The organism is Pseudomonas sp. KBN10P06128 (assembly GCF_037574945.1).
Taxonomy (GTDB): domain Bacteria; phylum Pseudomonadota; class Gammaproteobacteria; order Pseudomonadales; family Pseudomonadaceae; genus Pseudomonas; species Pseudomonas aeruginosa.
Genome location: NZ_JBBELR010000001.1, coordinates 3,533,921 through 3,559,446, shown reverse-complemented (window position 1 = coordinate 3,559,446; position 25,526 = coordinate 3,533,921). Strand labels below are relative to the sequence as shown.

The window sequence follows — 25,526 nt, the reverse complement described above, 5'->3', positions numbered from 1 at the left end:
CTGTAGGTCATGATGTTCACTTCCAGTAGCCTGGAAACATGCTGATGCGGCGCTTGAGGGCGACCGGCAGGTGGCGTTCCAACTGGCCAAGGCGGTAGCCGAGCAGCTTGAACGCGCTACGCAGCGCTATTTCAGGTACGCGATACAGGGCACCGGCGGCACGCAAGGCCTGTATCTCGGCGAGGACATAGCGCTTGCCCTCGCCACCCGCGCCGCCGAAGGCGGCACGTATCCAACGCTCGCGGCCGTAGAACACGCCGATGTCGAAATAGCGGCGGAACTCTTCCAGCAAGCGGTAATCGTGGGAATGGTAGACCTCGGCGCTGGCCGCGTAGCGCACCGCGTAGCCGGCCTGCAGCAGGCGTGCGGCGACGTAGGCGTCCTCGCTGCCGATGACGTCTTCGGGGAAGCCGCCGACGGCCGCCAGGGCGTCGCTGCGGTAGGCGGAGAACGAGTCGGAACTGAAGCAGGTCTTGATCCCCAGTTCCGAGGCGTCGGCCAGGCGCTTGCTGCGGCTTTCCGGCGGGTAGTTGAAGCGCCGCGCCTGGGCGCCGAGCAGGCCGGCGCCGGGGTGCGGCAACTGGCGGCCGTAGGCCACGCCGATGTCGGCCTCGGCATAGAGTTCGTCGAGCAGGTTGGCGAAACTGTCGGGTGAGGCGGGAATGGCGTCCTGGGTCAGGTAGATCAGCGCGTCGGCCTCGACCTGCTGGCTGGCCCAGCGCCGCGTCCCGCCGTGGTTGAAGCTGGCCGGCTCGATGACCTCGACCCGCGCGCCGAAGGCGCGGAAGCGCTCCACCGTGTCGTCGCTGGAGCGGCTGTCCACCACCAGGATGCTGTCCGGCTGCCGCCGTTGCGCGGCCAGGGCCGGCAGCAGCCGGTCCAGGTGCGCGCCGGCGTTGCGCGTGGGAATGACCAGGGCGCAGCGCATCAGGCTTTCTTCTCGTCGCTGGCGGGGGCGCGACCGTAGATGTCGTTGAAGCGGACGATGTCGTCCTCGCCGAGGTACTCGCCGCTCTGCACCTCGATCATCACCAGGTCGATGATCCCCGGGTTGCTCAGGCGGTGGCTATGCCCGGCGGGGATGAAGGTGGATTCGTTGGTGTTGAGGAGAAACTCGCGCTCGCCGTTCTCCACCAGCGCCATGCCGCTGACCACGATCCAGTGCTCGCTGCGATGGTGGTGCATCTGCAACGACAGCGAAGCCTTGGGGCGCACCACGATGCGCTTGATCTTGAAGCGGCGGCCTTCCTCGAGCACGGTGTAGGTGCCCCAGGGCCGGCTGACCGTGCGGTGCAGGCGGAAGGCGTCGTGGCCGCGACGCTTGAGTTCCTGGGCGACGAACTTGACGTCCTGGCTGCGCGCCGCGTCGGCCACCAGCAGGGCGTCGGGGGTGTCGACGATGATCAGGTCGTGCACGCCGACGGCGCCGACCAGGCGCTTCGGCGAATCGATGTAGCAGTTGCTGACGTCGTGCAGCACGCTCTCGCCGCGTACCTGGTTGCCGTTCTCGTCCGCCGCGCTGAGTTCGCGCAGCGCCTGCCAGGAGCCGATGTCGCTCCAGCCGATGGAGCAGGGCACCACGGCGACCTTGTCCGAGCGCTCCATCAGCGCGTAGTCGACGGAGATGTCCGGCGCCTCGGCGAAGGCCCCGGCGGCCAGCTCGCGCTGGCGGCACTGGCCGTTCTCCAGGCTGCTGCCGTCGGCCAGGGCGGCGCGGGCGGCGATCAGCACCTCCGGCGCGTGGCGCTCCAGTTCCTGCAACACGGTGGCGGCCTGGAAGCAGAACATGCCGGCATTCCACAGGTACTTGCCGCTGTCCAGGTAGGACTGAGCGGTGGCCTGGTCGGGTTTCTCGACGAAGCGCGCGACCCGGAAGCCGTTGCCCAGCGGGGCGCCCTGTTCGATATAGCCGAAGCCGGTCTCGGCGCGCTCCGGGGTGATGCCGAAGGTCACCAGGTAGCCCTGCGCCGCGAGTTCGCGAGCCTCGGCCACCGCCGCGGCGAAGGCCTGCTCGTCGCGGATCAGGTGGTCGGCGGGAAGGATCAGCAACTGCGCCTGGTCGCCGAAGTGCTCCTGCACATGCAGCGCGGCGGCGGCGATGGCCGGCGCGGTATTGCGTCCCACCGGCTCCAGCAACAGGTCCTGGGCCAGGCCGCTGCGGTTGACCGCGCGGTAGTCGTCCAGGGTGCGGAACAGCAGGTCGCGGTTGGTCACCGTAAGCAGGCGGGCGACGTCCGGCAGCCCGGCGATACGCAGGAAGGTCTTCTGCAACAGGCTCTGGTCATCGGCCAGGCGCATGAAGGGTTTCGGCATGCTCTCCCGGGAAACCGGCCACAGGCGGGTCCCGGAACCGCCGGAAACGATGCAGGGGATCAGCGGGGCGACGGCGTTCATCAGTAGACTTCCTTGGTCAGGAGTACGGCTGGCACCGTACGGAACAGGATGTAGAGGTCGAACCACACCGACCACTTGGCGATGTATTCGAGGTCGTATTCCACGCGTTTCTTGATCTTGTGCAGGGTGTCGGTCTCACCGCGGTAGCCGTTGATCTGCGCCCAGCCGGTGATGCCGGGCTTGACCCGGTGGCGCGAGCTGTATTCGCTGACCGCTTCCTCGAAGGGAATGCCGGCGGCCTTGGTCGCCGTGGCGTGGGGGCGCGGGCCGACCATCGACATGCTGCCGGCGAGCACGTTGAACAGCTGCGGCAGCTCGTCGATGCTGGTCTTGCGGATGAAGCGACCGACCCGGGTGATGCGGTCGTCGTCGCGGGTGGTCTGGCGTTCGGCGTTGGCGTCGGTCCTTTCCGTGTACATCGAGCGGAACTTGAAGACCCAGATCAGCCGGTTGTTGTAGCCGTAGCGTTTCTGCCGGAACAGCACCGGCCCCTTGGAGTCGAGCCTGATCGCCAGGGCCACCAGGGCCATCAGCGGGGCGAAGAGGACCAGCGCGATGCTCGCCAGGACCAGGTCCTCGCAGCGCTTGATCAGCGGCGACCAGCCGCGCAGCGGCAGCTCGGACGCGTTGAACATGGGGATCCCGGAAACGTCGACGATGCGGTTGTGGGCATGCCGGAAGGCAGCCATGTCCGGCACCAGCAGGACGTTCACCGGCAATTGCCGCAGGCGGTGGACGATGGCCCCGATGCGCCCCTCGGCGAACCAGGGCAGGGCGACCAGCACCTGGTCGACCTGTTCCTGGCGGATCAGTTTCTCCAGGTCCTTGGTGTTGCCCAGCAGCGGCAGCGAGTTGTAGTTCTCCGGGACCCGCTCGGAGCGGTCGTCGATGAAGCCGATGATGCCGGAGCGGATGTCGTGGTTGCGTACCAGGTATTCGGCCAGGTGCATGCCGCTCTCGGTGAAGCCGAGGATCACCGTGCGTTGCAGGTACATGCCGCGTTTCATCCAGGCCCGGTACAGGCGCAGCACCAGCAGGCGCTGCACGCCGAACAGCAGCAGGCTGCCGGTGAACCAGAAGATCACCAGCTTGCTGCTGAGGTAGGGAAACAGGCCCAGGCCCTGGTACATGAACAACAGCAGGCAGAACGCCGAGGCCCAGGCGAAGAACATGATGCGGAAGCGCAGGCGGTTGCTGAAGATATCGTCGGAGTAGACGTCCAGTGCCTGGAACATGATCACCGTGAGCGCGCCGAAGAACAGCAGCAGCCCGAGCATGTTGCTGCGCAGCTCCACGGGAACCAGGCCGGGGTAGTACAGCAGGAACAGCGCCGGGGCGATGGCGGTGAGCGCGTGTACCAGCTTGGTCGCGACCAGGAAGTACTCGATGAATCCAGCCCGTGTCAGCGACAGGCTATCTACCGACTTCGAATGCATGTTGTTTGCTCTGCCGATCACGGGCAGTCCATTGAGTGGATAGGGAAGAGCAAGGCGGTGAAGCGTCAATTTAGTGACTATTTTTCATTTGCCACGCGGTTTAGTCATTTTCCCGTCGAATAGGTTCATTCGTCGATAGTGGCTTTGTGATAGCTATCTTAGCATTCCCAGGGAAATATCCGTAGTCTGGGTAAGTTTTTTTAGTCAATTTATTGACGTATTTCTGGCGCCAAACTTTTATCCAAACAGTAGACGAGGAAATCTGACGCTGCCAATCCGCGAGCGCTCTGGCCTGGGAAGCGAAACGGGGTGAAAGGTGAGGGCAGGCCGCTCGGCCAAGTGGCCAGCCGCCGGTTCGACGACCCGCCTGTTCACTGGCGCTGCGGGCTGCCTGGGCAGGATGCGCCTGCGGTTCCATGACGCAGGATGGCCGTTCGAGCGTGCCGATCCGGCTTGGGGCCGTCTTGGCGGACGCTACCCTCGTCGAAGGCGGAAGAGGTTCGAGCCCGCGGCGTGCGCGGACCGGGCTACCAGAACCAGCCGCCGCGCGACAGTTCCTGCTGGCAACTGCGGTACTGGGCGCCGAACAGCGAGGCGCGGGACTGGACCTTCTGCGAGACGTTCTTCAGCCATGGCTTGGCGTCGTAGCTGCGGTTGCGGTAGCCGCCCCAGCCCTCGTGGTAGTTCAGGTACTGGCCGTAGGCGTCCCACTTGGAGACGCCGTTGACTCGCTGGCTCTTCTGGATGTACCAGCCCATGAAGTCCAGGGCGTCGGCGAAGTCGTCGCGGCTGGCGCCCCAGCCGCCGGCCTCGCGCTTGTAGTCGGCCCAGGTCTCGTCCTTGGCCTGGGCGTAGCCGTAGGCGGAGCTGACCCGGCCCCAGGGGATGAAACCCAGGAAGTAGTAGCGCGGCGGCAGGGCGTCGTGCTTGAAGGACGATTCCTGGTACATCATCGCCATCGGCACCTGGACCGGCGCGCCCCAGCGCTGCTGCATCTTCAGCGCCGCCTCGTGCCATTTCGGTTTTTCGCGGAAGATCTCGCAGAGGTTGTCGGGATTGGCGGGGGGCTTGGTGGCGCAGCCGGCAAGAGCCAGGAGCAGGGCCGGCATCGAGAGCCGCAGCATGAAAAGGGGTCCTTTGGCAGACGTCTGGGTCGCTTAACGCTGGCGCTTTATACCCGCTTTCCGGCACTCCATGCATCCCCAGGCCGATTCCCTGCCTGCGGGGGGCGGTCGGCGCTTCCTCAGGTCGGCCTGGGCGTCTCGGCCTGGCTGGGGGCTCCCTCCAGGCGCGGCTCCCAGTCCTCGACCTGGCCTTTTTCCAGGCGCCGCTCCAGGGTGCGCCGCCAGGATGGCGTCAGCGGCAGCGCCAGGCACTGGCGCAGCAGCTCGGCGTCGGCCCGCCTGTCGAACAGCACCTCGGACAGGCGCAACAAGGACCAGTCCGGATGGCGCCGTTCGACCAGTTGCAGGATATCGCCAGCCGCCACCACGCCTTCCTCCAGCACCCGGTAGTACCAGCCGGTGCGCCCGGACTCCTGCACCCTCAGGGACATCCCGGCGACCTCGAAGCGGTCGTTGAGTTTCCAGCAGGGCATGCGCCCCTGGGACACCTCCAGCAGCGCGGTGCCGGCCCGCACGCGGTCGCCGAGGCAGACGTCGGCTTCGCTCCAGCCGCTGGTGCTGAAGTTCTCGCCGAAGGCGCCCGCCTGCATCAGCAGGGGGTGTTCGCCCAGTTCGGCGATCCAGGCGGCGTAGTGTTCGCGTGGGTAATGGTGGATCGCTTTCTCGACGCCGCCATGGACGCGCAGGTCGCCCTGTTCGTCGCCCTCCAGGCCGACGGGGGTGACCCTGAGCGCACCGTCGCGCGGAGACTTGGCGATGCCGCTACGCGAGCCGGGGCGGGTGAAGGGCCGGGCGCGGCCGGTGAGAAGGGCATCCAGGGGTAGGGCAGGCAGGGGCATGGGAGGGTTCTCTAAGATGCGAGATGGTATCGACTAAATACAATATAGAGTCCGCCAAGCCTTCGCCCGCTGTCAAGCCGCCAGACCCTCCGGATGCGTCGATAGCCTCGGCGGGCCGGGGGCATCCAGGCCCCCTAGTTGAGCTGCCGTGGGGTCCCGACAGGAAACCGCAAAGGCGCCGGACGTCGCGATACGACGTCCGGCATCGGCGGCCCTCAGCGCAGCCCGTAGCCCTTGTCGACGATCAACTCCTGGCCGTAGAGCCCGGCGGATTTCGACGACAGCAGGAACATCACCACGTCGACGATTTCCCCGGGGCTGAGGAAGCTGCCGTCGACCAGGCGCTGGTTGATGCTCCGGGTGACAGACTCCGCCTGGGCATTGCTCAGGCCCAGTGATGCCCATATCGGGGTGGCGGTAGGGCCGGGGGAGACGAGGTTGATCCGCACGCCTTTTTCTGCCCATTCCACCGCCAGCGTCCTGGCCTGGGCGATCAGGGCCGCCTTGGAAGCGATGTAGGCGGCGAGCCCGGGGAAGGTCACTTGGCTGAGGAAGGTACCGATGAAGACTACGCTGGCCGGTTTGCTCGTTTGCCGGCTGAGCACGGAAAAGGTGTTCAGCGCCCCGGCGCCGTTGACCCGCCACTGCTGCTCGAACGCCAGGCTGTCCAGGCCGTCGGCGAGCTGGGCGATGCCGGCGTTGGGTACCAGGTAATCGACGGGGCCGATGGACGCGGCACGCGAAGCAAGGGCGTCCAGGTCCCGTTCGCGGGTGACGTCGCCCGCCAGCCAGTGCAGACGCTTGCCGGAGTGGGCGTGCAGGCTTTCCGGCGGTCGTTCGCGCCTTGCCATCGCCAGGACAGTCGCGCCGTGCCCGAGCAGCGTTTCGGTCAGTTTCAGGCCGATGCCGGAACTCGCGCCGGTGACGACGGCGAACCGGTCGTTGAATTCACTCATGGGAATCCCTCGTGGGGTGATGGAGATACGGGTCTTCGATAGGGATGGATCAACGCGAGAGCGACGGGGCAGGGATGAGGCGGATGCCCTGTACCTGCACCTGGTCGCCGGCGTCGAACCGGGCGTTGGGAGAGCGGAAGCGTTCGGTCGTGCCGTCCTCGTAGCGAACGGTGTAGGCGTTTTCGCTCAGACCGGTTGCCTGCTGGACGGAGGCGCCTCCCAGGGCTCCCAGCGCGGCCCCGGCGATAGCGCCCAGGGGACCGCCGAGGGCCGCGCCGACCATGACGCCAACCACGCCGCCGGCGCCGTAGCCGACCGTTCGGTCCCTATCTGCGGAAATCACTTCGGCGGTGTGGGCGAGGGGAGTCGTGGTTGCCAGGGCCAGTGCGATGAGCGGGAGCATGCGTTTCATGGGAAATCCTGAATGGGAAGGAGTCGCCATTGGCTTTCCATTTCCCATGCCAGGTTTTTTATTGATGTAGATCAATGATTTGAAGGTTTATGAGTCATATTGACACGGTCTTTTTGCGGTCGTAATGACCTGCATGGAGTCGATTTGACTCTGCGCCGATGACAGCTTCGGGCGCTTCGGAACGGCCTCGTCGATGACGCTCAATGATCGGGGCGAGCGGGGTATTCGACCGTTTGAGCAGGCCCGCACGATCGGGCAAGGACTCCCGAGGAATAGGCAATGACGAGGAGGGGAGGATGCCCAATAGTGACCGCGAACGAATGCCGGCGGCTGCGCTGCGGTTGTCGAAATGCCAGACAGGAATAATGACGCTTTGAAACTTCCCTCGATACGGCGAGCCGCCATCGGCGGACATCACGATTCCCCGCAATTGCGCCAGGGGCGTTTCCACAATCTCAGCCCCAGGCCGGCGGACATGCCGGCACCCGGTGCCCGGGTGCTCTGGAACGCGCTTTTCAACAAGCCGAGAAGCACCGTCCCGCGGCAGCCTTTACCCGTGCTCTGCCCGAGCCGTGCCGAACTCGATGCGACCGTCGATGGCAGTCTGTTCCGCCTGGGTCATTCGACCTTGCTGCTGAAACTGGCCGGTAGCTGGTGGCTGACCGACCCGGTATTTTCCGAGCGCGCCTCGCCGTTGCCGTTCGCCGGGCCGAAGCGTTTCCATGCGCCGCCGGTGGCATTGGCGGATCTTCCGCCGATCCGTGGGGTAATTCTTTCCCACGATCACTACGACCACCTGGACCGCGCCGCGATCAAGGCCCTGGTCCCGCTCGTCGAACTGTTCCTGGCGCCGCTCGGCGTAGGCGACCGCCTGCTGGCCTGGGGCGTACCGCCAGGCAAGGTGCGCCAACTGGACTGGTGGCAAGATATCGAGGCTGGCGGTTTGCGCCTGACCGCCACGCCGGCACAGCACTTCTCAGGCCGTGGGCTACATGATGGGAACCGTACGCTGTGGTGTTCCTGGGTGATCGAAAGCGCCGAACTGAAGCTGTTCTTCAGCGGAGACAGCGGTTACTTCGATGGTTTCGCCGAGATCGGCCGACGCTACGGACCGTTCGATCTGACCATGCTGGAAACCGGCGCCTACAACGAACATTGGCCCTACGTGCACATGCACCCGCAGCAGACCCTCCAGGCTCACCGGGATCTTGGCGGGCGCTGGCTGCTGCCGATCCACAACGGCACCTTCGACCTGGCCATGCATGCCTGGTACGAGCCGTTCGAACGGATACTCGAACTGGCCACCGAACACGGCGTACGGGTTTCCACGCCGATGATGGGCGAACGGATCGATCTGCAAGCACCGCATGCCGGCCGACGCTGGTGGCGCGAAGTGGTCGACAGCGAAACGCAGGTGCAGGGTTACGGCTGTTGCAGAAGCTAGGTCGGCGAGCGATTGCACGAGGGCTCCAGACGGAAGCCGCCATGGAGTCGCTTCGAAATGCGTGATGCTGCCCTAGGTCCTGTGAACCTGTAGATTCGTAAAGAATGCAAGTTCGGAAGCTGTTGCGCGCGCTAGCCTCCAGAGATAAGCGTTGTCGCGCCATTTTTTTGAGAAATCAACGTTGCCAATGGCGCCGGGCAGACTTTGTTGCGTGACTCGTATTTCGGCGACGCAACAAAAATATCTATCGCTCGCGAGTCACCTGCGCTCCAGCGCAGGCGACTATTGCCAAATCGATGTCGACGATATACGAGTTTGAGCCGTCGCATGTGCCAAGGCGTTTAAGATTCCTCTTGCTTTAAGGCTGCCAGGCGGCGCAGTGGTCGTCGTTCTAGCTCAAAGGTATCTAGATATCTTAACGACGATGACCAATCCGGGCCTAACAGGTCACGCATTGCCCCGACTTCCGTGTGCCGCCACAAAGGGTGAATTACAACGGCGCGCCACAGTTCAGCCCCGTCCTTCTGCTCGCTGAGACAGGGCAGGCCCGAATGTCGCAGATATTCATAGCGAACTGTGCCTTTGCGCATTGCTTCGACGTTTTCCGCAAGCTGGCAGGCCCGCTCCTTCCAGCCTTGAATCTCAGGATACCTTTCATCGCCAGGGATGAGACCGCAGGCGTAATTCGGAGTTACCAGTGCGCGCAAATAGGCCATACCCAAGCGCCAGTCGAGCAAGCCGTGATATCTCCGGTTCCCGTATCGCTGGATGCATCGGTAGCAGGATGTCTGGCATTGAGCTGTGTGCACTCCATCGGCGCCGGTCCCAAGGAAGTCCTGAAGAGGCCATACATTGGTGTTCGTGAGAGTCTCACGCAGCAAGTCTACGATAAGAGGTGTGCGCGAATCGGCACCCGGTTCCCCCAGCCGACGGCAAAGGCCAGACCCATTAATTAGGGCATCAGCTATTTGTAACATCGGACTTCCTGAGCGGAGTCTAGGCTCGAGAGCCTCGAATTCATCTGGAGAAACGTCTAAGGCCAGTGCAGCTTTGTTAACCAAAATTTGAGTGGCGCTGATGGCTGCAGCTCGGGTAGGTAAATGCATGAATTCACCTTTGCGGGCCACCATATTTAGAGTTAGACGCTCGTCAAAGCTTGTTAGCTCGAGATGAATAGAGTCCGTTTCCTTTTTCGAGATCAAGCCGAAACATTGCTCCCCCTGAGATGCGCCCCAGCGTTGTGTATTATTTGAACGACGCCAGCCTGACTCGATTGCTTGAATGCCATCAATTGGTGGTCGTTGAGGTGAGAAAGGCACTGGCACCCTCTGGTCCAGAACAAGATCAACAGTAAACTGGCGTCCATCACTCTTTCCATCGGTCGGCCCATCGTTAAGCTGAAGGATGGTTACGCCTGCGCCGCTTCGAACTTTTAGGGCTCCGCAGTCCAAGTCTTCGCCTTCGCGCAACACGGTCGCAACGGTACGCAAAGACATGCGTTCAAACTCATCGAGCTCGTCTTTGGGCACAAAATCAGTACGGAAAGCAGCGGGTGTCACGTAGAGCAGGAAGCATTCCTTCGGGATTAGTGCTCGGCAGTCACTGCATTTCAAAGCCTCGCCAGGTACTTCAATGCTTTGACAAGCCGAACCACATGTAGGGCAAATGGCTACGTAGGTTTTTGATTCACACCAATCGGTGACCGAACGTATCCCTTCGATAGCTCGCCCCTGTATTTGTGGGTCAGTCAGATTTCCCGTAAATCCGACAACTCTATGTTTCTTCTTATCTTTAACAAGAACCGCCCCAGGCGCGTACTCAAACACAGCCAAATCAAGATCGCGATCCATTGTTGACCATTCGTACTCTGCGCCCCCGCCATGGCTGTTGCTTTCGCGAAGACCTACGTAAAGATTACGAACGCGGGTAGGCATACCGTACATTGGCAGCAAACCTCGCTCAGCTAAAAATCGAGCGAGTCCCATCTCATCGGATGGAGCGTTAGGGCGTTGGTCATTAATCTCACTAATTAATAGATCGACGCTTAACTTATCCCTCAGTCGTTGACGCTGTTCTTGATCAAAGGTTACAGCGTTGATGAACTGCTCTCGCACTGCCTGGGTCTGCGCCAGTGCCGCATGCAAACGAGCAGACCAGTCGATGTCTTGGTTGTGGTAATAGTCTCTGGTAGTGACATATTCTCCGTGCACATCTGGAGGAGTAAGTAGATCACCAGGAAATATCTCACCTCGTTCGGCGCACTGATCCCTTAGCTGCTTAAAAGCGGCTCGCAGCCAAGTCTTGCGAAGGAGACGCATAGGAATGGCGTCGTGAGCGGGCGCAAGGAAGGGAGGAGGTGGCGGGTCGCCAGTGATCGCGTGCGGATGTGCGAAGTAATATGCATCGTGGCTCCGCCCGCGACAGAAAGTTACGACGAACGAAAAGGCTTGCCCACGACGACCAGCGCGCCCCACCCGCTGTTGATAGTTGAATCGTTGAGGTGGCATGTTCGCTTGATACACAGTCTGTAAAGCGCCGATATCGATCCCAACCTCCATCGTTGTCGTGACAGACAGCATGTCTATCTCTGAAGCTAGCCTCTCTAATTCGCTAACTTCATCAACGAAAATACCCTTGAACTTTCTGAGTCGATCAGAGAAGTCATCTGTTTGACCTGTTAGTTCTTCCACGCGCAAGCGGAAGCGCCCCACACCATCGCGCTCGCTGCGAATGATTCGCTTTCCTAGGAAATTGGTAGACCAGAGCTCCTCAACCTTTCCACTTGGCTCTGGCAGCGGCGTAGCGCAGCGAGTGCATATCCCTAGCCCTTCATGCAAGTGAACACGTTCGCAGTTGGTGCAGCGCCAAAATAAATCACCCGGCTTAGTAACTTTCAGGAATAGCTTTCCAATATTGAATAAGCCGCCGCGATGTCCAGAGCGGTCAAATTTATATAAGACCGTCGTTAGTTCATCAATATACAGTGAGTTACCGTACAATGCCTGGGCGATTTTCTTGATTCGACTATTGCTGATGTCGCCCCCTCTTTGCCAAAGCTTTACCTTGTTCTTATCAAAATACTTATTTTCCTTAACACGATAGGCGCTTGCAAAAATACGAAGCCATGCATCCAACGCTTGATTTTCTTCATCACTCGAAAGGCAAGGGTAGGCGAGACCAGTTTCCTCGAGAGCGAAGAATGTATTGGCGAAAATCACATCGTCGACTAGTTCATATTGACTATCAATGATGTCTAGATTTATTTCAGATATTTGAGGTAGGGACAGCGCATTGTCGTAGGAAATAACTTCTCCAGATTTCTCGAACTCCTGATGCCAGGGGAGCTCTTTGATGCTAGATGAGCTGCTCTTATAGGGCGATATACCTAGCCGCACTAGCTCGGCTGTTATTCTACCAATAGAACCATCCTGGCTTAACTCTAGAAGTCTGTCCAGCTTTACCTTTTGAGTTCTAGATGCATCATTTTCGGTCTGTTTAGTTAAGAGGCCGGACAACCTGCGGATCTCGTTGTTATCTCTCGCAGCATGAGCTTTACCCAGAAGCTCGATTATTTCAGCTGAGCTGAGAGCTTCTATCGATGCTTCTTTTATGTAGGATCTCGCGGTTGTAACTAGAATTTCACGACGCAGATCACGCAAATGCAGCCGCTCAATCTCCATAGCTTGCCCAGCCGCATCCTGGCGACTATCAGAAAAGACAATTCCTTTAGGCTCGGCCCCTATAGCATGTAGCAGTTCGAAAAGCTCCGTTGCCACTAGCTGCGAAGATTTAGTCACGCCAGTACGAAATGCGCGGATCGGTGAGCGTGAACGATTTGTATCAGGCCGGTTTGAGTAATCGGTGCCACATTTTGGGCAGCAAAACGGTTGCGCAGAGGGTTGCTGAACAGGCTTATTCTTTCCTTTGCTAATCGCCGTTTCTGTCTGATAATAAAGATAACCTGCTATATTTCCTTCCTTCGCAGTCTCGCCCAGTTCCACTACACCTGTATCCGGACTGAGATGGGCGGGCATCCATTGATCATAGCCCTTATCTGATCCGATCCAGTCACCACGTCGCGGCCAGAAAACTGCGAACTCATCTAAAGTCATGTCATCGTAATATTCTGCTCCTGGGCGCTCAGGTAAGTGCTCCAGATTCGCTGCCGACGGCAGTAGCTCAGTAGCATTAGTTGAACCGCTACTCTGGCCTCGCTGGCCACCGACAAACAAATCCCCACATGCTTCACAATATAAAAGCTCAAAAAGCCGGCGGCCTCGCGCTTGACCCGTTGCGGGGGATGAATGCGAAGTTCCCCGTTCTACAGAGAAATCGCTAAAGGTCACGCTATGCTGACGTGGGGTGACGGAAGCAAATAGGCCTTCTATATTCCGAATGAAGGTATGGACACGGAAGGCTGGCGTTGCACCTGCAACTCTAGCCCGCGAATCGTTAGCCTCTGGAAGCGCTCGGGCCAGCATCAGTCCGCGGAGAGCCAACTCAGTGTCGTCGCTGCCCGGGGCAAATACCCTAGCAGCAATCGATTCGGGTGTAGTAGCCCGGATAGTGTCATCGTTTTTACAAGCATGTGTTAGTAGTCCGGCTGCCGCTTCGGCTAGCAACTTCTCAAGCGAGGCTTGCGCCGTTGCTACAACACCCAGCGCTGCAGCTGCCTTAGATATAGCAGCCTCTAATGCGGGAGTCCGATCCAGTATGCCGACAAATCCATCTTTCCCCTCAAGTGCAGCCATCATCAATTGAGCGAATGGTTCAGAAGGAATGCCACCCGCTCTCGCGGGAGGGATATGCGGCACACCCTGGATTATGCACTCATTCCAAAATCTTGGATCGGTAGAACCTGGATCGTCTTCGCTGATGCTTGTGCCGAATGGTGCGAAAAGATCACGTAAGTATGTCCTTGACTGAACACCTTCGGCGCCTTCCAAAGGAAGAGAGGCCGAAGATGCAAGTAGACGTAGTTTGTACGCGTGCTCCGGTTGATCAAGGCCAAGCCGCTGAATCAGGGACTTAATTAGGCAGGCAATCTCAGTGCCGGCGGAGCCGCGAACTAAATGAAGCTCGTCGAAGACGAGGTAGAAATAGGAGTCTTTGTCTGATAAGAGCCATTCACGGGTTTTGTCGAAAATCGCATCTTCAATTTCTCTCGACAGCATAGCTCCCAGCATGGATGCGTTGGTAACTAGTATGTCTGGCGGCGAAGCCTGCATATCCCATCGCGAAACCATTTCGCCCCCATCTATCGATGGGAAGATGTAGCGCGTGGTCTCTCGAATACGTCCTTGCTGACGCTCAGAATTTTCATCAAATTTGCGGGCTGCGCTCTGGTTGCAGAAGAAATCCTGCATCGCCTTACGCAATCTAGAGATGCGTCGAGCTCGACGCTTCGCTTCCTGCTTGTCACCTGCGAGGCGAGGATGTTGCTCGTAGCCTGTTACAGGGGTAGCGCTCGTATATTGTCCGAAGAAAAGACGATTCCCAGCGAATCGAGCATCCATTACTTCATGTGCATCTTGTGAGTCGAGAGTCTTGCGCAAGCGAACCATCTGGTCTTCAACAAGAGCATTCATAGGATAGAGTACGAGTGCTCTAACGGCACTCGGCCGTTTCTCGCCAGCTCTCCGGGGGGCCCATTGGGACTTCGGAGTTTTCCACCAGTGTTCTTGCAAATATTTGGATTCCGGTTTTTGCCACTCGACTGCTTCATTAGAAAGAGCAGCCAGTATCGGAAGCATAAAACTCTCTGTTTTTCCTGAGCCGGTGCCGGAAGTTACAATACCGGGGCGGCCAGGTCGAATGCCTCGTTCAAGCATCGAGACCTGATGCCGGTATGGCGCGTATTGGGACTTCCGGAGTAAAGGGCCGTCATCAGAGCTCCCATCAAACAGACCAGACAGAGCCAGTTCAACGAAGGCCTTGCGGCCCTTTAGCGACAGTGGCTTGAGGACGCCATCTGCCTCCTCAATTAGGTCCTCAAGATTTTTATCCGAAGATTCGTAGCGAAGCACTGGCTCAATAAATGGAGCTGTGGCCAGGATGCCGCTGGTCTTGAGCAGGGCACGCCGTGCTTCAGAAGCTAGAGGGTCGGAAATTCGAAAGCTGGTTTCAACATATGAAATAAAAAAATCCCGAATGCGATAAAAACTTCCAATAGGGTCCAGCATATCGACCTCCTTATTAATATGCTACCGCAGGTTGCTCCGAACCTACGGAATTAAGAAACAATGTATTCATTCGCGCAATAGCATCTATAGCTTCCTTCCCCTTATAGAAAGTAGCTACCTCTGCTGCTGATCGAACCGCTCTTAGCGTGTTAACGAGCCCAAGGCGGTTTGCGAGCTTTTGGGCAACATTGAGGCCACCCTCGATGCTTTCAACCGGGCAATCGCCGGGATCTAATTCTCGATACTGGCTCGGAGAGAGCCACAGTGGGGCAACAGTGGCTGCATCCTTAGCGATGGCTTCCTTGACTGGCAGCCAAATCTGGCTGCCCCGCAGAGCTTCAGCCTCTTCGCAGCTATCGTCTTCAACAGTGGCACATAGCAAGAGCCGTCTGGGGAGGTCTCCACGACGGGCTCGGTCCGTCAACGCAGGCAGCCAGAACCTCGCGGCAGAGCGCTCAGCTCGATCGATTACCCCCAAAACGGAGCATGGCTCCTGGCTGCTGGCTAGTGTTAATCCTTGAGCCAAAGATGTTGGCAACCCCGTTCCTGCTCGCACCCACAAATCTTCAAATGTCAGGATTGTCGGATCTGCTTCCAAGCGCGCTGACCGTCCTGAGGCTACTAGTGACTCAGCGACCAACAAAAAGTCTGCAACATCGGGACCTACTAGCAGCGGTATCTCACCGGCCAGAGATAGCGCGATAAACTGCTCCATCAATTTTTTCCCGTTACTTGTCAGCAACGCACAGTTCTTTAATACCTCTCCAGCTTCAGAGCAACACCAGGCCGTCGAGTGTTTGGGACGGTAAAATGGGACGACAGTCACCGGAGCATAACCGCGCCCCTCTGATGCTACTCGGCTAATTTCTTTTAGGCGTTCGACTTCAGCTGTACCATGCTCTCTTTGTTCTTTCAGAATTGTAACAGCTGCACTCAGATCTCCGACCAAGGCGTTTAAATCTTCGGCTTTTATCTCGAGTTCATGTAGCGTCAAGATGAGCTCGTCCCTAGATTGCGATAGGTTGGCGCAATACTCCGTAAGCTCCGCCTTTTCTTGCTCCAGCGCGGCTAGCCGAGAGCAGATAACTTTATCGATCTCGACTTTTTGTGCGGCTTGATACGCCGCTATGGCGGACTCCGCTTCCTGCCGATCATGATCCAGCTGTTCTTTTATTTGAGCACGACTGGCCGCTTCATGCTCTTTTAGCTGGACTTCGAGCTGAGAAGTGCGAAGATCACGCTGCAACTCCATTTCCACAGCCAACTGCATCTCGAGATTGGTATGTATGGTGTTGCGTTCCTGCTCGATTAGAGCATTGCGTTCACGCTCAAGGAGACCTGCCATGCGGGCATCACCTGTCAGCGCGTCCACCAATGAACGTAAAAGCGTCTGTTCGGCGTTTAGGCGTTTGGCTAGCTCACCTGAACGAAGCGCCTCATGGGCGGCAAGCACGTCATCAGGGTTAACGGTAATTCGGCCAGTGCGCTCATCAGCGTGCTGCTGAAGCCAGGAAATAATCTCTGCCAACTGTGGTGATTGGAAACCTGCGAGGCGACGGATGACACGTTCAATGTATCCACTTTCAGGTGTCCAGTCGTAGGTGTAGCAGGGCTTGGCGTCAGAACCAAGATCATAGAACAGGTGCTCAGAAGACCCGGTCGGCATTGATATCACCGAGTCCTGATCAAACTCATACGCCGGTAGTGTAGTGATGTGAGATGCTAATAGGAGATCGTCTCCCGACCGGGTAAACTCGATCTGGACGACCTGATCTCCATTGATGCGGATCATCCATATCCCTGGCGGCCGATGCGTCGCTACCCCGTTAAACGTAAGAGTTTGGCGTGCTTCTTCAACAGATTGAGCAGATGACAAATCGTAATAGGCGTATAGGCGATGGTGCCGAGTAGCTCTCCATTGATCCTTGCGCTCGCTTGGCCCTACCTGAAATTTCACCCATTCCCCAAATCGGAGTGATGCGACATCTGCCCCGCGCATCTCGACTTCTCCCGATTTGCGGAACAACTTGTGTGGGTTCTCAACCAAGCTCCAGCCCAACTTAGTTTTAACTGCTACCACCTTGAGCTGGACGGTCATGTCATTCCGTCTTTCACAAGTCCCGGCGTACCATGGGGTAGTTGAAGCCATCACCAATAACTCCTTACGTGTGACGCGGCAGCGTCAGGCGCCCCTTGCGCCAGTGCAATCGTTGCTGCCCCCTTGACCTACGTGCCTCAGCCACAAGACGGGTAGGGGGACGCTCATCAATCAAATCCGGCCCTGCTAGACAGCCTGGCAACAGTGAGCTAAGCCAACTAAGAGCTTGCTGAGTAATCGGATAAAAATATTCATTTCCCACGGGACCCGCTGTGCGGAGCAGTCGTCGTCTGAGGCCGGCCGCGACCGCGTCGGGAAGCCCCCCGTCGCAAGTGAGGCGTACTAGTAGATTGTCGTCACGCTGCTCAAACAGGGGGGTGTGCGAAGAGGCGTGCGCAGCAGCAATTGCAGCCGTACGTGACAGATAATTCATCAGGCGACTGCGACTCGTCAGGCAGTAGAGGTCGTGATCTCGCCCGCCGGGATGAGAGAAACGAGTCAGCTTAAATGGCTCTTCGCGGGAGGCACTTTCCTTGAATCGTCTCTCATTCCAATCCCATGCAGAGGCGACCTCATGTAAGTCTGACATGCGATGAGTCTCGACGAATGCCAGTGGCTCTGCGTCAGGCATCATCGGTTGAAGTGCCAACGGCCAATCCATTTTTTCTGCCAGGGCCTCAACGGATGCAACGCTCGCCCCGATTACTGGAGGAGACCAAGGGCTTACACCGGTCCGCCTAAAGCACTGGCCACCCAACCTAGCGACCACAGACCGGAACTCGTCGATAAGTGATGCGCAGACTGCCCCCTCGATGACAGCGATGTTCTGATTACCCCTCGTTACTCCGACCAGCCGAGGCGCTACAAGAGTCCAGGCACGGCCTTTCCAACCGTTTCGCAGCCTAGGCTCGATAATGCCTGCGTCCTGAAGACAGCGAAGTAAGTCCCATGTGCTTGTATCGACACCTCGTAGAAGAGTGACAAGCGCTGCCTCTTCCCATCCACTAGCACCGTCGGCGTAGATCGCCTCAAGCAAGTCTTCGCTTTCGGAGACGATCTCTTCCCAAACTAAAGGATCCTGCCCTTCGAAAACGACGGAGGAAGGTGAGACTCGCGACCAGTCGTTCAGCTGCTCCAACTTATATCGAGCACTCGAACCCAAGCCGAGATGGGGCAATGCATTACGAATCAACTGCACTCGAAGCCGCCAGGGGGCAGCTTTCTCTACTAATTCACGCTCTGGTTCTATGACAAAGGAGCCCTCGACCGGAACCAATGCCGTTAGCTGCCCGCCCTCCATCACAATGGATTCTTTCTCGAGTCGGACGTCTACTGGGTTAATTATGTAATCAGTCGTATCGGACTCAATGTGCGGTAAAAAGCCTGGTCGTCCCAGCCAACCATGAGCTACACGTACACCTCCTGAGAGACGAGGTCGTACGATCTGCTCGGAAGCGCGCGGGAAAAAACCCATAGGAGTAAGAGTTTCATGCAGGGAGTGGTAGCTGTGCACAGTGGTTGTTAAAAACCAATCACCCTCGCACACTAATCGCCCCAATCGACTGCCTAGATGTGACACATGCCTTCGCGCCAGAGCCATATGGAGACCCTGTGGAGCGCTGCAGAGCCGAGCCTCTGCTCGCCAGCGGCCTACACCAATTTGTCGAAAGAATAAGAGACCAGTTTTAACTGCGGCGCTCAAATTCAAGCTCGACTCGGCAGAAACGCCGTTCAAAGCGAGAAATAGGGTAGGGTGAAACACTGCCTGACTCGTTTGATCCGCAGAAGAAAAATACTCCCTGGTCCCGTCAGCATCAAACATCATGTCGACCACTACGCTGTGTCGCTCGAGCTTTTCAGAGTGGGCGTGAGCGCGGCGAAGCAAGCGCCAGAAACGTAGGTCAGCTAGGGCGCGCCGGCCTAGCAAATAGGATTCGCGGAACTCACTGAAGGCTGATTTAAGTGCATCAGATGCTCGATCGTTGAGTAATATGGCTGGAAAGCTTCTTACCACTAGACCTGGGTCAGATTCAGCCTGAGGGCAGTTCGCTAAAAAAACCTCCATCAGCCGAAGATCAACCTTATTAGGGAAGGTTAATCTCAACGTATAGCCGATGTGGCACCAAGTTTTTGGAATAATCGGTAGAATAAGTCGGCGATAAGGTAAACCTTCGTCGACTCGCTTGTCCAGCCAGCGCCCAAGCGCCCCCCACATTATATTTACGCCAGGAAGCTGCTGAAAACCATGTTCAGAATTTAGCCACTTCCGCAATTTCCCTCGAAATTCATTCCCGTCGCCACTTCCTTCCAGCTGGCTATCAATCAACAGTGTCATGACGAGATAGATGAAGAAATTAGGCAGCTCGCGGGTGGATGCTCCTTGCATTCCAATATTCAGCCGGTTTGGAAGATTTGAAATCCCAGCCATAAATATTCTGAATGATTCTTCGATATTTCGCTCTTGATCAATTCCTGCCCCGCAGGCGAGCGCTAAAGTAGTAGGGGTTACCTCAAAAGAGCGTATATCACTAGCATCCCCGTCTGATCCCACAACTAGAAAATGCCGAACTAGGCAGCGCTCCCACTCTTCGAAAGTTTTGGGAGATTGAGGGTTCATCCCATAACCACCGTTTGACCCTGAAGGTTATTTTGTAGCCGAGCTGCCCATGCAAGCGGTTCAAGTAGACGTTCAGCAAGAAAGCGAACGACAGGGACTGCGACTCCATCACCTATTACCTTAAATGCATGGTGATATATGCTTGGCAATAAGAATGAATCCTCCAGCCCCATCAACTTAGACGCCTCATTAGACGTAAGTAAACGAGTTTTAACCGAGCCGCCTTCTATCGTGATGATTCTGGGTCGAGATGCGCCGCCTCGAGGAGTTCGTAAGCAACCCAGCAATGGTGAGAAAGTTATTTCTGCTCGCTGCCTATTAACCCCGCCCTCTCTGCGCATTCGCAAGTAAAGACTGCCAATAGCTAATCTGCCTGAAAGTTTTGCCTTGTCGAGGCGTGCAAGGTGGGATGGCGCCATCATGCCAATTAACCGATCAGTTTCCTCTTGCGTATTCCAGATCACATTCTTGCGCTGAATGAAACTGTGAAGTGCGTCTTCTCTTAAAGCAGGAGGATCCCCTAAATCCCACCAGACCCAGTCTTCATGTAGGCGAGAGGGGAGAGCCCTATAAGTGCGAAGCAATGTAGGGGAATGCCAGTGACTACTGGCCATCCCGCGAAATAATTTTGTAGGGATATTAATTCCCTTTAGGATTGCAATGATAAAGACTCGAGGACGAGATTGAGGGAGAAAGTGCTTGGCATCCACTATCGTTGCCCCGTAGCAATAACCCATTTCCCTGAGGCGCTCACAGATGGCGGAAAAGTCACGACCTCCTTCCAGCGTAAGCAAGCCTACTACATTCTCCAAGACCAATAGTGGCGGCTGTCGATTTTCTAAACGGAGCTGCTCTATAAGATCAAGAAAAGGCCAAAGTGCGCCAGACCTTGTGATCTCATTTCCACCAGAGCTACCAATTCCTAAGCCATTTCCTGCCACAGATAAGTCTTGACATGGAAATGACGCCCAAGCCAAATCCCCAATCCCCTTAAGGTCCGATGTCTTTACGTCTCTAACATCGCGGTTATCAAAATGGGCGTCACCCCAGTTTTCAATATAAGTGGACGCCTTAATACGATCCAAGTCATTAGCGAACAAACAGTCCCAATCGCCACCTAGGCCGGCGCGCGCCATTCCACCACCTGCAAAGAACTCATAAAACTTTAAAGCGTCATTCATATAATATTTGCCGCTAAATCAATAATGCGCGAGCACAAGCTACAATACAGGCATGAGGGACAAGCGCAGGTATTGTAAGACGCAGGAGGACGGGAGTGGATCGTTCGGAGATTATGAGGAGCATAAAGTCGGAGGACACGGCCCCCGAGCTCGCCGTAAGACGAATCGTATCCGCTCTCGGCTATCGCTATAGGCTGCATCGGCAAGACCTTCCTGGTAAGCCTGACTTGGTATTCATTGGTCGCCGTAAGGTCGTGTTCGTCCATGGCTGTTTTTGGCACGGTCACAGCTGCCCCCGAGGAGCCCGTAAGCCAAAGACCAATGGAGAATACTGGCATTTTAAGATCGAGCGCAACCGTCAGCGAGACTCACAGAACCAAGCTCGCTTGGCCGAGCTTGGGTGGCGGGTTCACGTCGTATGGGAATGCGAGCTGAAAGATCATTGTATGCTGGCGTCTCGTCTATGCACCTTTTTGAATGGATAACAGCACGCCTGCGATTCGGAACGGACTCCACTCGCTGTGCTCTCAGTGACGCTTGTGGACGCACAAGGTGGAAAATGTAGTGGTCTACTGATCCCGGACACCGATTTAGGCGAAAATCCTCGCCGTGAGAGAGGTGTCTGATGAGCAAGCAACGACGTACGTTTTCCGCCGAGTTCAAACGAGAGGCCGTGGCCCTGGTGTTGGACCAAGGCTACAGCCATATCGACGCCTGCCGTTCGCTGGGGGGGGTGGATTCGGCCTTACGCCGTTGGGTGAAGCAGCTCGAGGCGGAGCGCCAGGGTGTGACCCCGAAGAGCAAGGCGTTGACGCCTGAGCAGCAAAAGATCCAGGAGCTGGAAGCCCGGATCAACCGGTTGGAGCGGGAGAAAGCGATATTAAAAAAGGCTACCGCTCTCTTGATGTCGGACGAACTCGATCGTACGCGCTGATAGACCAGTTGAGTGAGCAGGAGTCGGTGGAAGTGGTCTGTTCAGCTTTCGATGTGGCGCGGTCTTGCTACTACGTCCACCGTCTTCGACGGCGGCGTGTCGATGCTCGCCGCGTGGCGCTACGCAGCCAAGTCAACCAGTTGTTCAGCCAGAGTCGGGGCTCGGCCGGCAGCCGCAGCATTCTGGGCATGCTGCGCGAAGAGGGCGTGACCATCGGCCGTTTCCGAGTGCGTCGGTTGATGCGTGAGCTAGGCCTGGTTAGCAAGCAACCGGGCTCGCACGCCTACAAACAGGCCACGGTTGAGCGGCCGGATATCCCGAATCGGCTGAACCGCGAATTCGCGACCGAGCATCCCAATCAGGTGTGGTGTGGCGACATCACCTACGTCTGGGCGCAAGGCCGTTGGCACTACCTGGCCGCGGTGCTGGATCTGCATACCCGGCGGGTGATCGGCTGGGCGTTCTCGGCCAAGCCGGATGCCGAACTGGTGATCAAGGCCCTGGACATGGCCTACGAACAGCGCGGCAAGCCACAGCAGGTGCTGTTCCATTCAGACCAGGGCAGCCAGTACGCCAGCCGCCTGTTTCGGCAACGGCTCTGGCGCTATCGGATGCAGCAGAGCATGAGTCGCCGAGGGAATTGCTGGGATAACTCGCCGATGGAGCGCCTGTTCCGCAGTCTGAAGTCGGAGTGGGTCCCGTCAACGGGTTACCTGACGGCGCAGGAGGCCCAACGGGACATCAGTCATTACCTGATGCACCGCTACAACTGGATCAGGCCGCATCAATTCAACGACGGGCTACCGCCTGCGGTGGCCGAAGAAAAACTCAACCCACTGTCCGGGATGGGTTGACCACTACACAACCGATCTAGGCAATCTTCATTCAATTGGATCTGTACCGAGCGGTACATCGACTCAATGACCGAGAGATGTGCCGATAAGGTTGACTCGTGCAGTGCGGCGCCATGTAACGCCACCCATACCGTCGCCCAATATCTTGGCAAGCCTTGGTCAACGACAAGCAGCCAGCCCATGAGAGCGGGTGGGACGCTGGGATCTCGAAGCCGAATACGAGCCATGCGATTCACAACAGCTAAAGCTGCCTGTTTCTGAATGGATTGTTGCTACTGAACGTGCCATGAAGGTAAGGCCAACGCAACACAACTGAGTATGCCATGCATTCGCATAATGTGCAGACGTTACGTTAGGCGCAGCCCGACCACCGGGAGAGTCACCAGTCCGGAGAATCGCCCGGCGTCCGGACTGGTGATTTACACGTAACGTCCGTTATGCGATGCCGCCCCGGGTTTTTCGTTACCGTAACGGAAAACCCTTGCTTTCGGTCCGGCAGGGCCTATGATTCGAATATTCGTTACGGTAACGGAAATTCGAAGATGGCCAAGGATACCCGCGATACCCAGACCCTCGACGCCTTCCCGGCCAAGCCATCCAGGGGCCGGCCTCGCAAGGCTGACGCGCTCTCCAATGCTGAGCGGCAGCGCCTCTACCGTCAGCGGCAGGCAAGCAAAGCACCCCAGGTGGATGCGGATGCCCTGATCCGTCTGCAGAAGGAATTCGACCGGCATGTTGATGATGCGCGCGCCCTGGTGGCCCATCTTCGAAAGAACATTGCGCAGATGGAGCTTGAGGTAGATCTGTGCCGCAAAGAGCGATCCGATGCCATGCGCGTCTACAGCATTTACCGTGAGCGCCTGGAGCTTGCTGGTCTCCCCACGGACTATTAGCCCCTCTGATCCTTCCCTAGTCAGGTGCCGCGCTCCCGGCTCGTCGGATCAGCTTCACCGATCCGGCGAACGGAAGCACGGGCGAAGCGAACTTCGGCGTCTACAAGTCGTCGACGGTGCACACGCACAAGCCGATCACGCCCAGCTACATGAAGAAAATCCCGCTGATCATCGCTCTGATGCTGATTCCGATCGGCGTGCTTGTTGGGCTTGTCGTGACCGCGATGCGTCAAGGGAATGAGGAGAAAGAAGCGGCTCTGGCGAGAAGCCAAGCGACTGAAGCGTCAGCGGGTGTTCTGCCGGGTGCTGGAAATGCTGTTCAGGCAGCCCCTAGGGCCTCCAGTGGACCGAAATCGGCCGACGAATTCATTGGTGATATGTCGCCCAGGGTGCCCGATCTCGTGGCCTCGGCGCCGCGCTATGACGATCTGAACAAGCCCAGGGATTTCCCCCGACCGGTGTGTGCGGCCAGCTCGGACCCGAACTTGATCGGCAAGGCTCCTGAGCGGCGGATTCCGCTGGGCACGTACAATGGGCGGGTGATGGTCTGCCAGTGCTACACGCAACAGGTCACGCGGATGCACACGACGTTCGAGTTCTGCATGGACGTGGTGAACAACGGCTATTTCGACGACACGCGGATGCCGCCGACCTATGCCAGCGGCAACAGCACGCGAGGCTTGATCACCAGTCCGTCGGTTGACCCGGCGACGGCGATTGAGCGAGGGCGCGCAGCGACATCGCCGACGCCGGGGGATGCGTTCTCGACACGAGTAACCATCGTGCCGGACAGCAGCAGGATGCCTAGGACGCTATGAGCGATGTGAGCCTCTCGGCTCAGGGGTTCTTATCCCTGGCTTCGCATAATGTGCAGACGTTACGTTAGGCGCAGCCCGACCACCGGGAGAGTCACCAGTCCGGAGAATCGCCCGGCGTCCGGACTGGTGATTTACACGTAACGTCCGTTATGCGATGCCGCCCCGGGTTTTTCGTTACCGTAACGGAAAACCCTTGCTTTCGGTCCGGCAGGGCCTATGATTCGAATATTCGTTACGGTAACGGAAATTCGAAGATGGCCAAGGATACCCGCGATACCCAGACCCTCGACGCCTTCCCGGCCAAGCCATCCAGGGGCCGGCCTCGCAAGGCTGACGCGCTCTCCAATGCTGAGCGGCAGCGCCTCTACCGTCAGCGGCAGGCAAGCAAAGCACCCCAGGTGGATGCGGATGCCCTGATCCGTCTGCAGAAGGAATTCGACCGGCATGTTGATGATGCGCGCGCCCTGGTGGCCCATCTTCGAAAGACTATTGCGCAGATGGAGCTTGAGGTAGATCTGTGCCGCAAAGAGCGATCCGATGCCATGCGCGTCTACAGCATTTACCGTGAGCGCCTGGAGCTTGCTGGTCTCCCCACGGACTATTAGCCCCTCTGATCCTTCCCTAGTCAGGTGCCGCGCTCCCGGCTCGTCGGATCAGCTTCACCGATCCGGCGAACGGAAGCACGGGCGAAGCGAACACTTGACGTTGCATCCCCTGAAACAGCCTCCGCAAGGGAGGGAGGGGAAGCTTTATCTCCCCTGCCTCCCGAGCCCTCGGCGGCAAGAGCGGGATGACAAGGGCAGAGCCCTTGGTGTTTACGGGCTGTCCCTCGGCAGTGGGGTTTCAGGATTTTGCCGCCCCGAAAGCGGAGTGCGATGACGAGCGAAGCGATGCCCCGCAGGGGTGACCGTAGGTCATCGAGCTCTTCCGCGAAGCTGAGCTTTCGGGGCGGCTTTTGGCTTTGGCTTTTGCTGTGCCCGGCGGGAGCCGGGTCCACCATATCTAATGGTGGACTTTTGTGCCATGGTGGCACTTTCAGTTGCCTAGCCTCTCGTGATCGATGGCTAGCAGCAGGCCTTTTATGGACGTGGTGAACAACGGCTATTTCGACGACACGCGGATGCCGCCGACCTATGCCAGCGGCAACAGCACGCGAGGCTTGATCACCAGTCCGTCGGTTGACCCGGCGACGGCGATTGAGCGAGGGCGCGCAGCGACATCGCCGACGCCGGGGGATGCGTTCTCGACACGAGTAACCATCGTGCCGGACAGCAGCAGGATGCCTAGGACGCTATGAGCGATGTGAGCCTCTCGGCTCAGGGGTTCTTATCCCTGGCTTCGCAT

At 58.0% G+C, this 25,526-nt stretch carries 19 protein-coding genes; 7 read left to right on the top strand and 12 right to left on the bottom strand.

Features of this window, described 5'->3' with window-relative positions; translation table 11 throughout:
- Positions 1-16: 16 nt before the first annotated feature.
- The 8 genes from VQ065_RS16860 to VQ065_RS16825 all read right to left on the bottom strand — a co-directional run bounded on the left by VQ065_RS16860 (position 17) and on the right by VQ065_RS16825 (position 7,576).
- Positions 17-928, bottom strand: coding sequence for a glycosyltransferase family 2 protein (locus VQ065_RS16860; RefSeq protein WP_003089226.1), 912 nt, complete (start codon positions 926-928; stop codon positions 17-19).
- Positions 928-2,394 (bottom strand): mannose-1-phosphate guanylyltransferase/mannose-6-phosphate isomerase, encoded by a 1,467-nt coding sequence (locus VQ065_RS16855; protein ID WP_003089225.1) that lies wholly within the window; start codon positions 2,392-2,394, stop codon positions 928-930. Before VQ065_RS16855 ends, VQ065_RS16860 begins: the two co-directional genes overlap by 1 nt.
- The gene (locus VQ065_RS16850) at positions 2,394-3,830 is read right to left on the bottom strand and encodes an undecaprenyl-phosphate glucose phosphotransferase (protein ID WP_003111160.1); all 1,437 of its coding nucleotides are present in this window, start codon (positions 3,828-3,830) and stop codon (positions 2,394-2,396) included. The genes VQ065_RS16855 and VQ065_RS16850 overlap by 1 nt, the downstream gene beginning before the upstream one ends.
- Before the next feature lie 527 nt (positions 3,831-4,357).
- Positions 4,358-4,954: a transglycosylase SLT domain-containing protein gene (locus VQ065_RS16845; protein ID WP_003089218.1), complete on the bottom strand. Its 597-nt coding sequence runs from the start codon at positions 4,952-4,954 to the stop codon at positions 4,358-4,360.
- Between the two features lie 119 nt (positions 4,955-5,073).
- Positions 5,074-5,793: an MOSC domain-containing protein gene (locus VQ065_RS16840; RefSeq protein ID WP_003089216.1), complete on the bottom strand. Its 720-nt coding sequence runs from the start codon at positions 5,791-5,793 to the stop codon at positions 5,074-5,076.
- A gap of 215 nt (positions 5,794-6,008) precedes the next feature.
- Positions 6,009-6,749, bottom strand: a complete 741-nt coding sequence (locus VQ065_RS16835) for an SDR family NAD(P)-dependent oxidoreductase (RefSeq protein ID WP_003089213.1) — start codon at positions 6,747-6,749, stop codon at positions 6,009-6,011.
- A gap of 49 nt (positions 6,750-6,798) precedes the next feature.
- On the bottom strand, positions 6,799-7,161 hold the full coding sequence (locus VQ065_RS16830) for a hypothetical protein (protein WP_003089210.1): 363 nt from the start codon (positions 7,159-7,161) through the stop codon (positions 6,799-6,801).
- 94 nt (positions 7,162-7,255) lie between these two features.
- Positions 7,256-7,576, bottom strand: a complete 321-nt coding sequence (locus VQ065_RS16825) for a hypothetical protein (RefSeq protein ID WP_159060630.1) — start codon at positions 7,574-7,576, stop codon at positions 7,256-7,258.
- Here VQ065_RS16825 and VQ065_RS16820 point away from each other — a divergent pair.
- Positions 7,511-8,605, top strand: coding sequence for an MBL fold metallo-hydrolase (locus VQ065_RS16820; RefSeq protein ID WP_023657411.1), 1,095 nt, complete (start codon positions 7,511-7,513; stop codon positions 8,603-8,605). The genes VQ065_RS16825 and VQ065_RS16820 overlap by 66 nt on opposite strands.
- A gap of 341 nt (positions 8,606-8,946) precedes the next feature.
- Here VQ065_RS16820 and VQ065_RS16815 read toward each other — a convergent pair whose 3' ends face one another.
- From VQ065_RS16815 to VQ065_RS16800, 4 genes are all read right to left on the bottom strand, one after another.
- Entirely contained in the window at positions 8,947-14,787 is a 5,841-nt protein-coding gene (locus VQ065_RS16815) for a DEAD/DEAH box helicase (RefSeq protein WP_003089206.1), read from the bottom strand.
- A 13-nt stretch (positions 14,788-14,800) separates the two neighbouring features.
- A complete protein-coding gene (locus VQ065_RS16810; protein WP_169309831.1) occupies positions 14,801-16,885 on the bottom strand; it encodes a hypothetical protein in 2,085 nt (694 codons plus the stop codon).
- A 64-nt stretch (positions 16,886-16,949) separates the two neighbouring features.
- Positions 16,950-19,502 carry a hypothetical protein gene (locus tag VQ065_RS16805; protein ID WP_003089200.1) on the bottom strand — a complete coding sequence of 851 codons (2,553 nt, stop codon included), beginning with the start codon at positions 19,500-19,502 and terminating at the stop codon, positions 16,950-16,952.
- A complete protein-coding gene (locus VQ065_RS16800; RefSeq protein WP_042113812.1) occupies positions 19,499-20,683 on the bottom strand; it encodes a DNA cytosine methyltransferase in 1,185 nt (394 codons plus the stop codon). Before VQ065_RS16800 ends, VQ065_RS16805 begins: the two co-directional genes overlap by 4 nt.
- Positions 20,684-20,778: 95 nt before the next feature.
- Here VQ065_RS16800 and VQ065_RS16795 point away from each other — a divergent pair, with 95 nt between their 5' ends.
- The 6 genes from VQ065_RS16795 to VQ065_RS16770 all read left to right on the top strand — a co-directional run bounded on the left by VQ065_RS16795 (position 20,779) and on the right by VQ065_RS16770 (position 25,479).
- Positions 20,779-21,168, top strand: coding sequence for a very short patch repair endonuclease (locus VQ065_RS16795; protein ID WP_023657416.1), 390 nt, complete (start codon positions 20,779-20,781; stop codon positions 21,166-21,168).
- A 140-nt stretch (positions 21,169-21,308) separates the two neighbouring features.
- Positions 21,309-22,471 (top strand): IS3-like element IS222 family transposase gene (locus VQ065_RS16790; RefSeq protein ID WP_100814915.1). Its coding sequence is split into 2 segments (ribosomal slippage): positions 21,309-21,564 and positions 21,564-22,471, totalling 1,164 coding nucleotides; the frame shifts between segments, so codons are not numbered across the junction.
- Positions 22,472-23,013: 542 nt separating this feature from the next.
- The gene (locus tag VQ065_RS16785) at positions 23,014-23,364 is read left to right on the top strand and encodes a hypothetical protein (protein WP_340080436.1); all 351 of its coding nucleotides are present in this window, start codon (positions 23,014-23,016) and stop codon (positions 23,362-23,364) included.
- Between the two features lie 116 nt (positions 23,365-23,480).
- Positions 23,481-24,182: a hypothetical protein gene (locus tag VQ065_RS16780; protein ID WP_340080435.1), complete on the top strand. Its 702-nt coding sequence runs from the start codon at positions 23,481-23,483 to the stop codon at positions 24,180-24,182.
- A 254-nt stretch (positions 24,183-24,436) separates the two neighbouring features.
- A complete protein-coding gene (locus tag VQ065_RS16775; RefSeq protein WP_033940640.1) occupies positions 24,437-24,787 on the top strand; it encodes a hypothetical protein in 351 nt (116 codons plus the stop codon).
- Positions 24,788-25,263: 476 nt separating this feature from the next.
- Positions 25,264-25,479 (top strand): hypothetical protein, encoded by a 216-nt coding sequence (locus VQ065_RS16770; RefSeq protein WP_238328734.1) that lies wholly within the window; start codon positions 25,264-25,266, stop codon positions 25,477-25,479.
- Positions 25,480-25,526 lie beyond the last annotated feature (47 nt).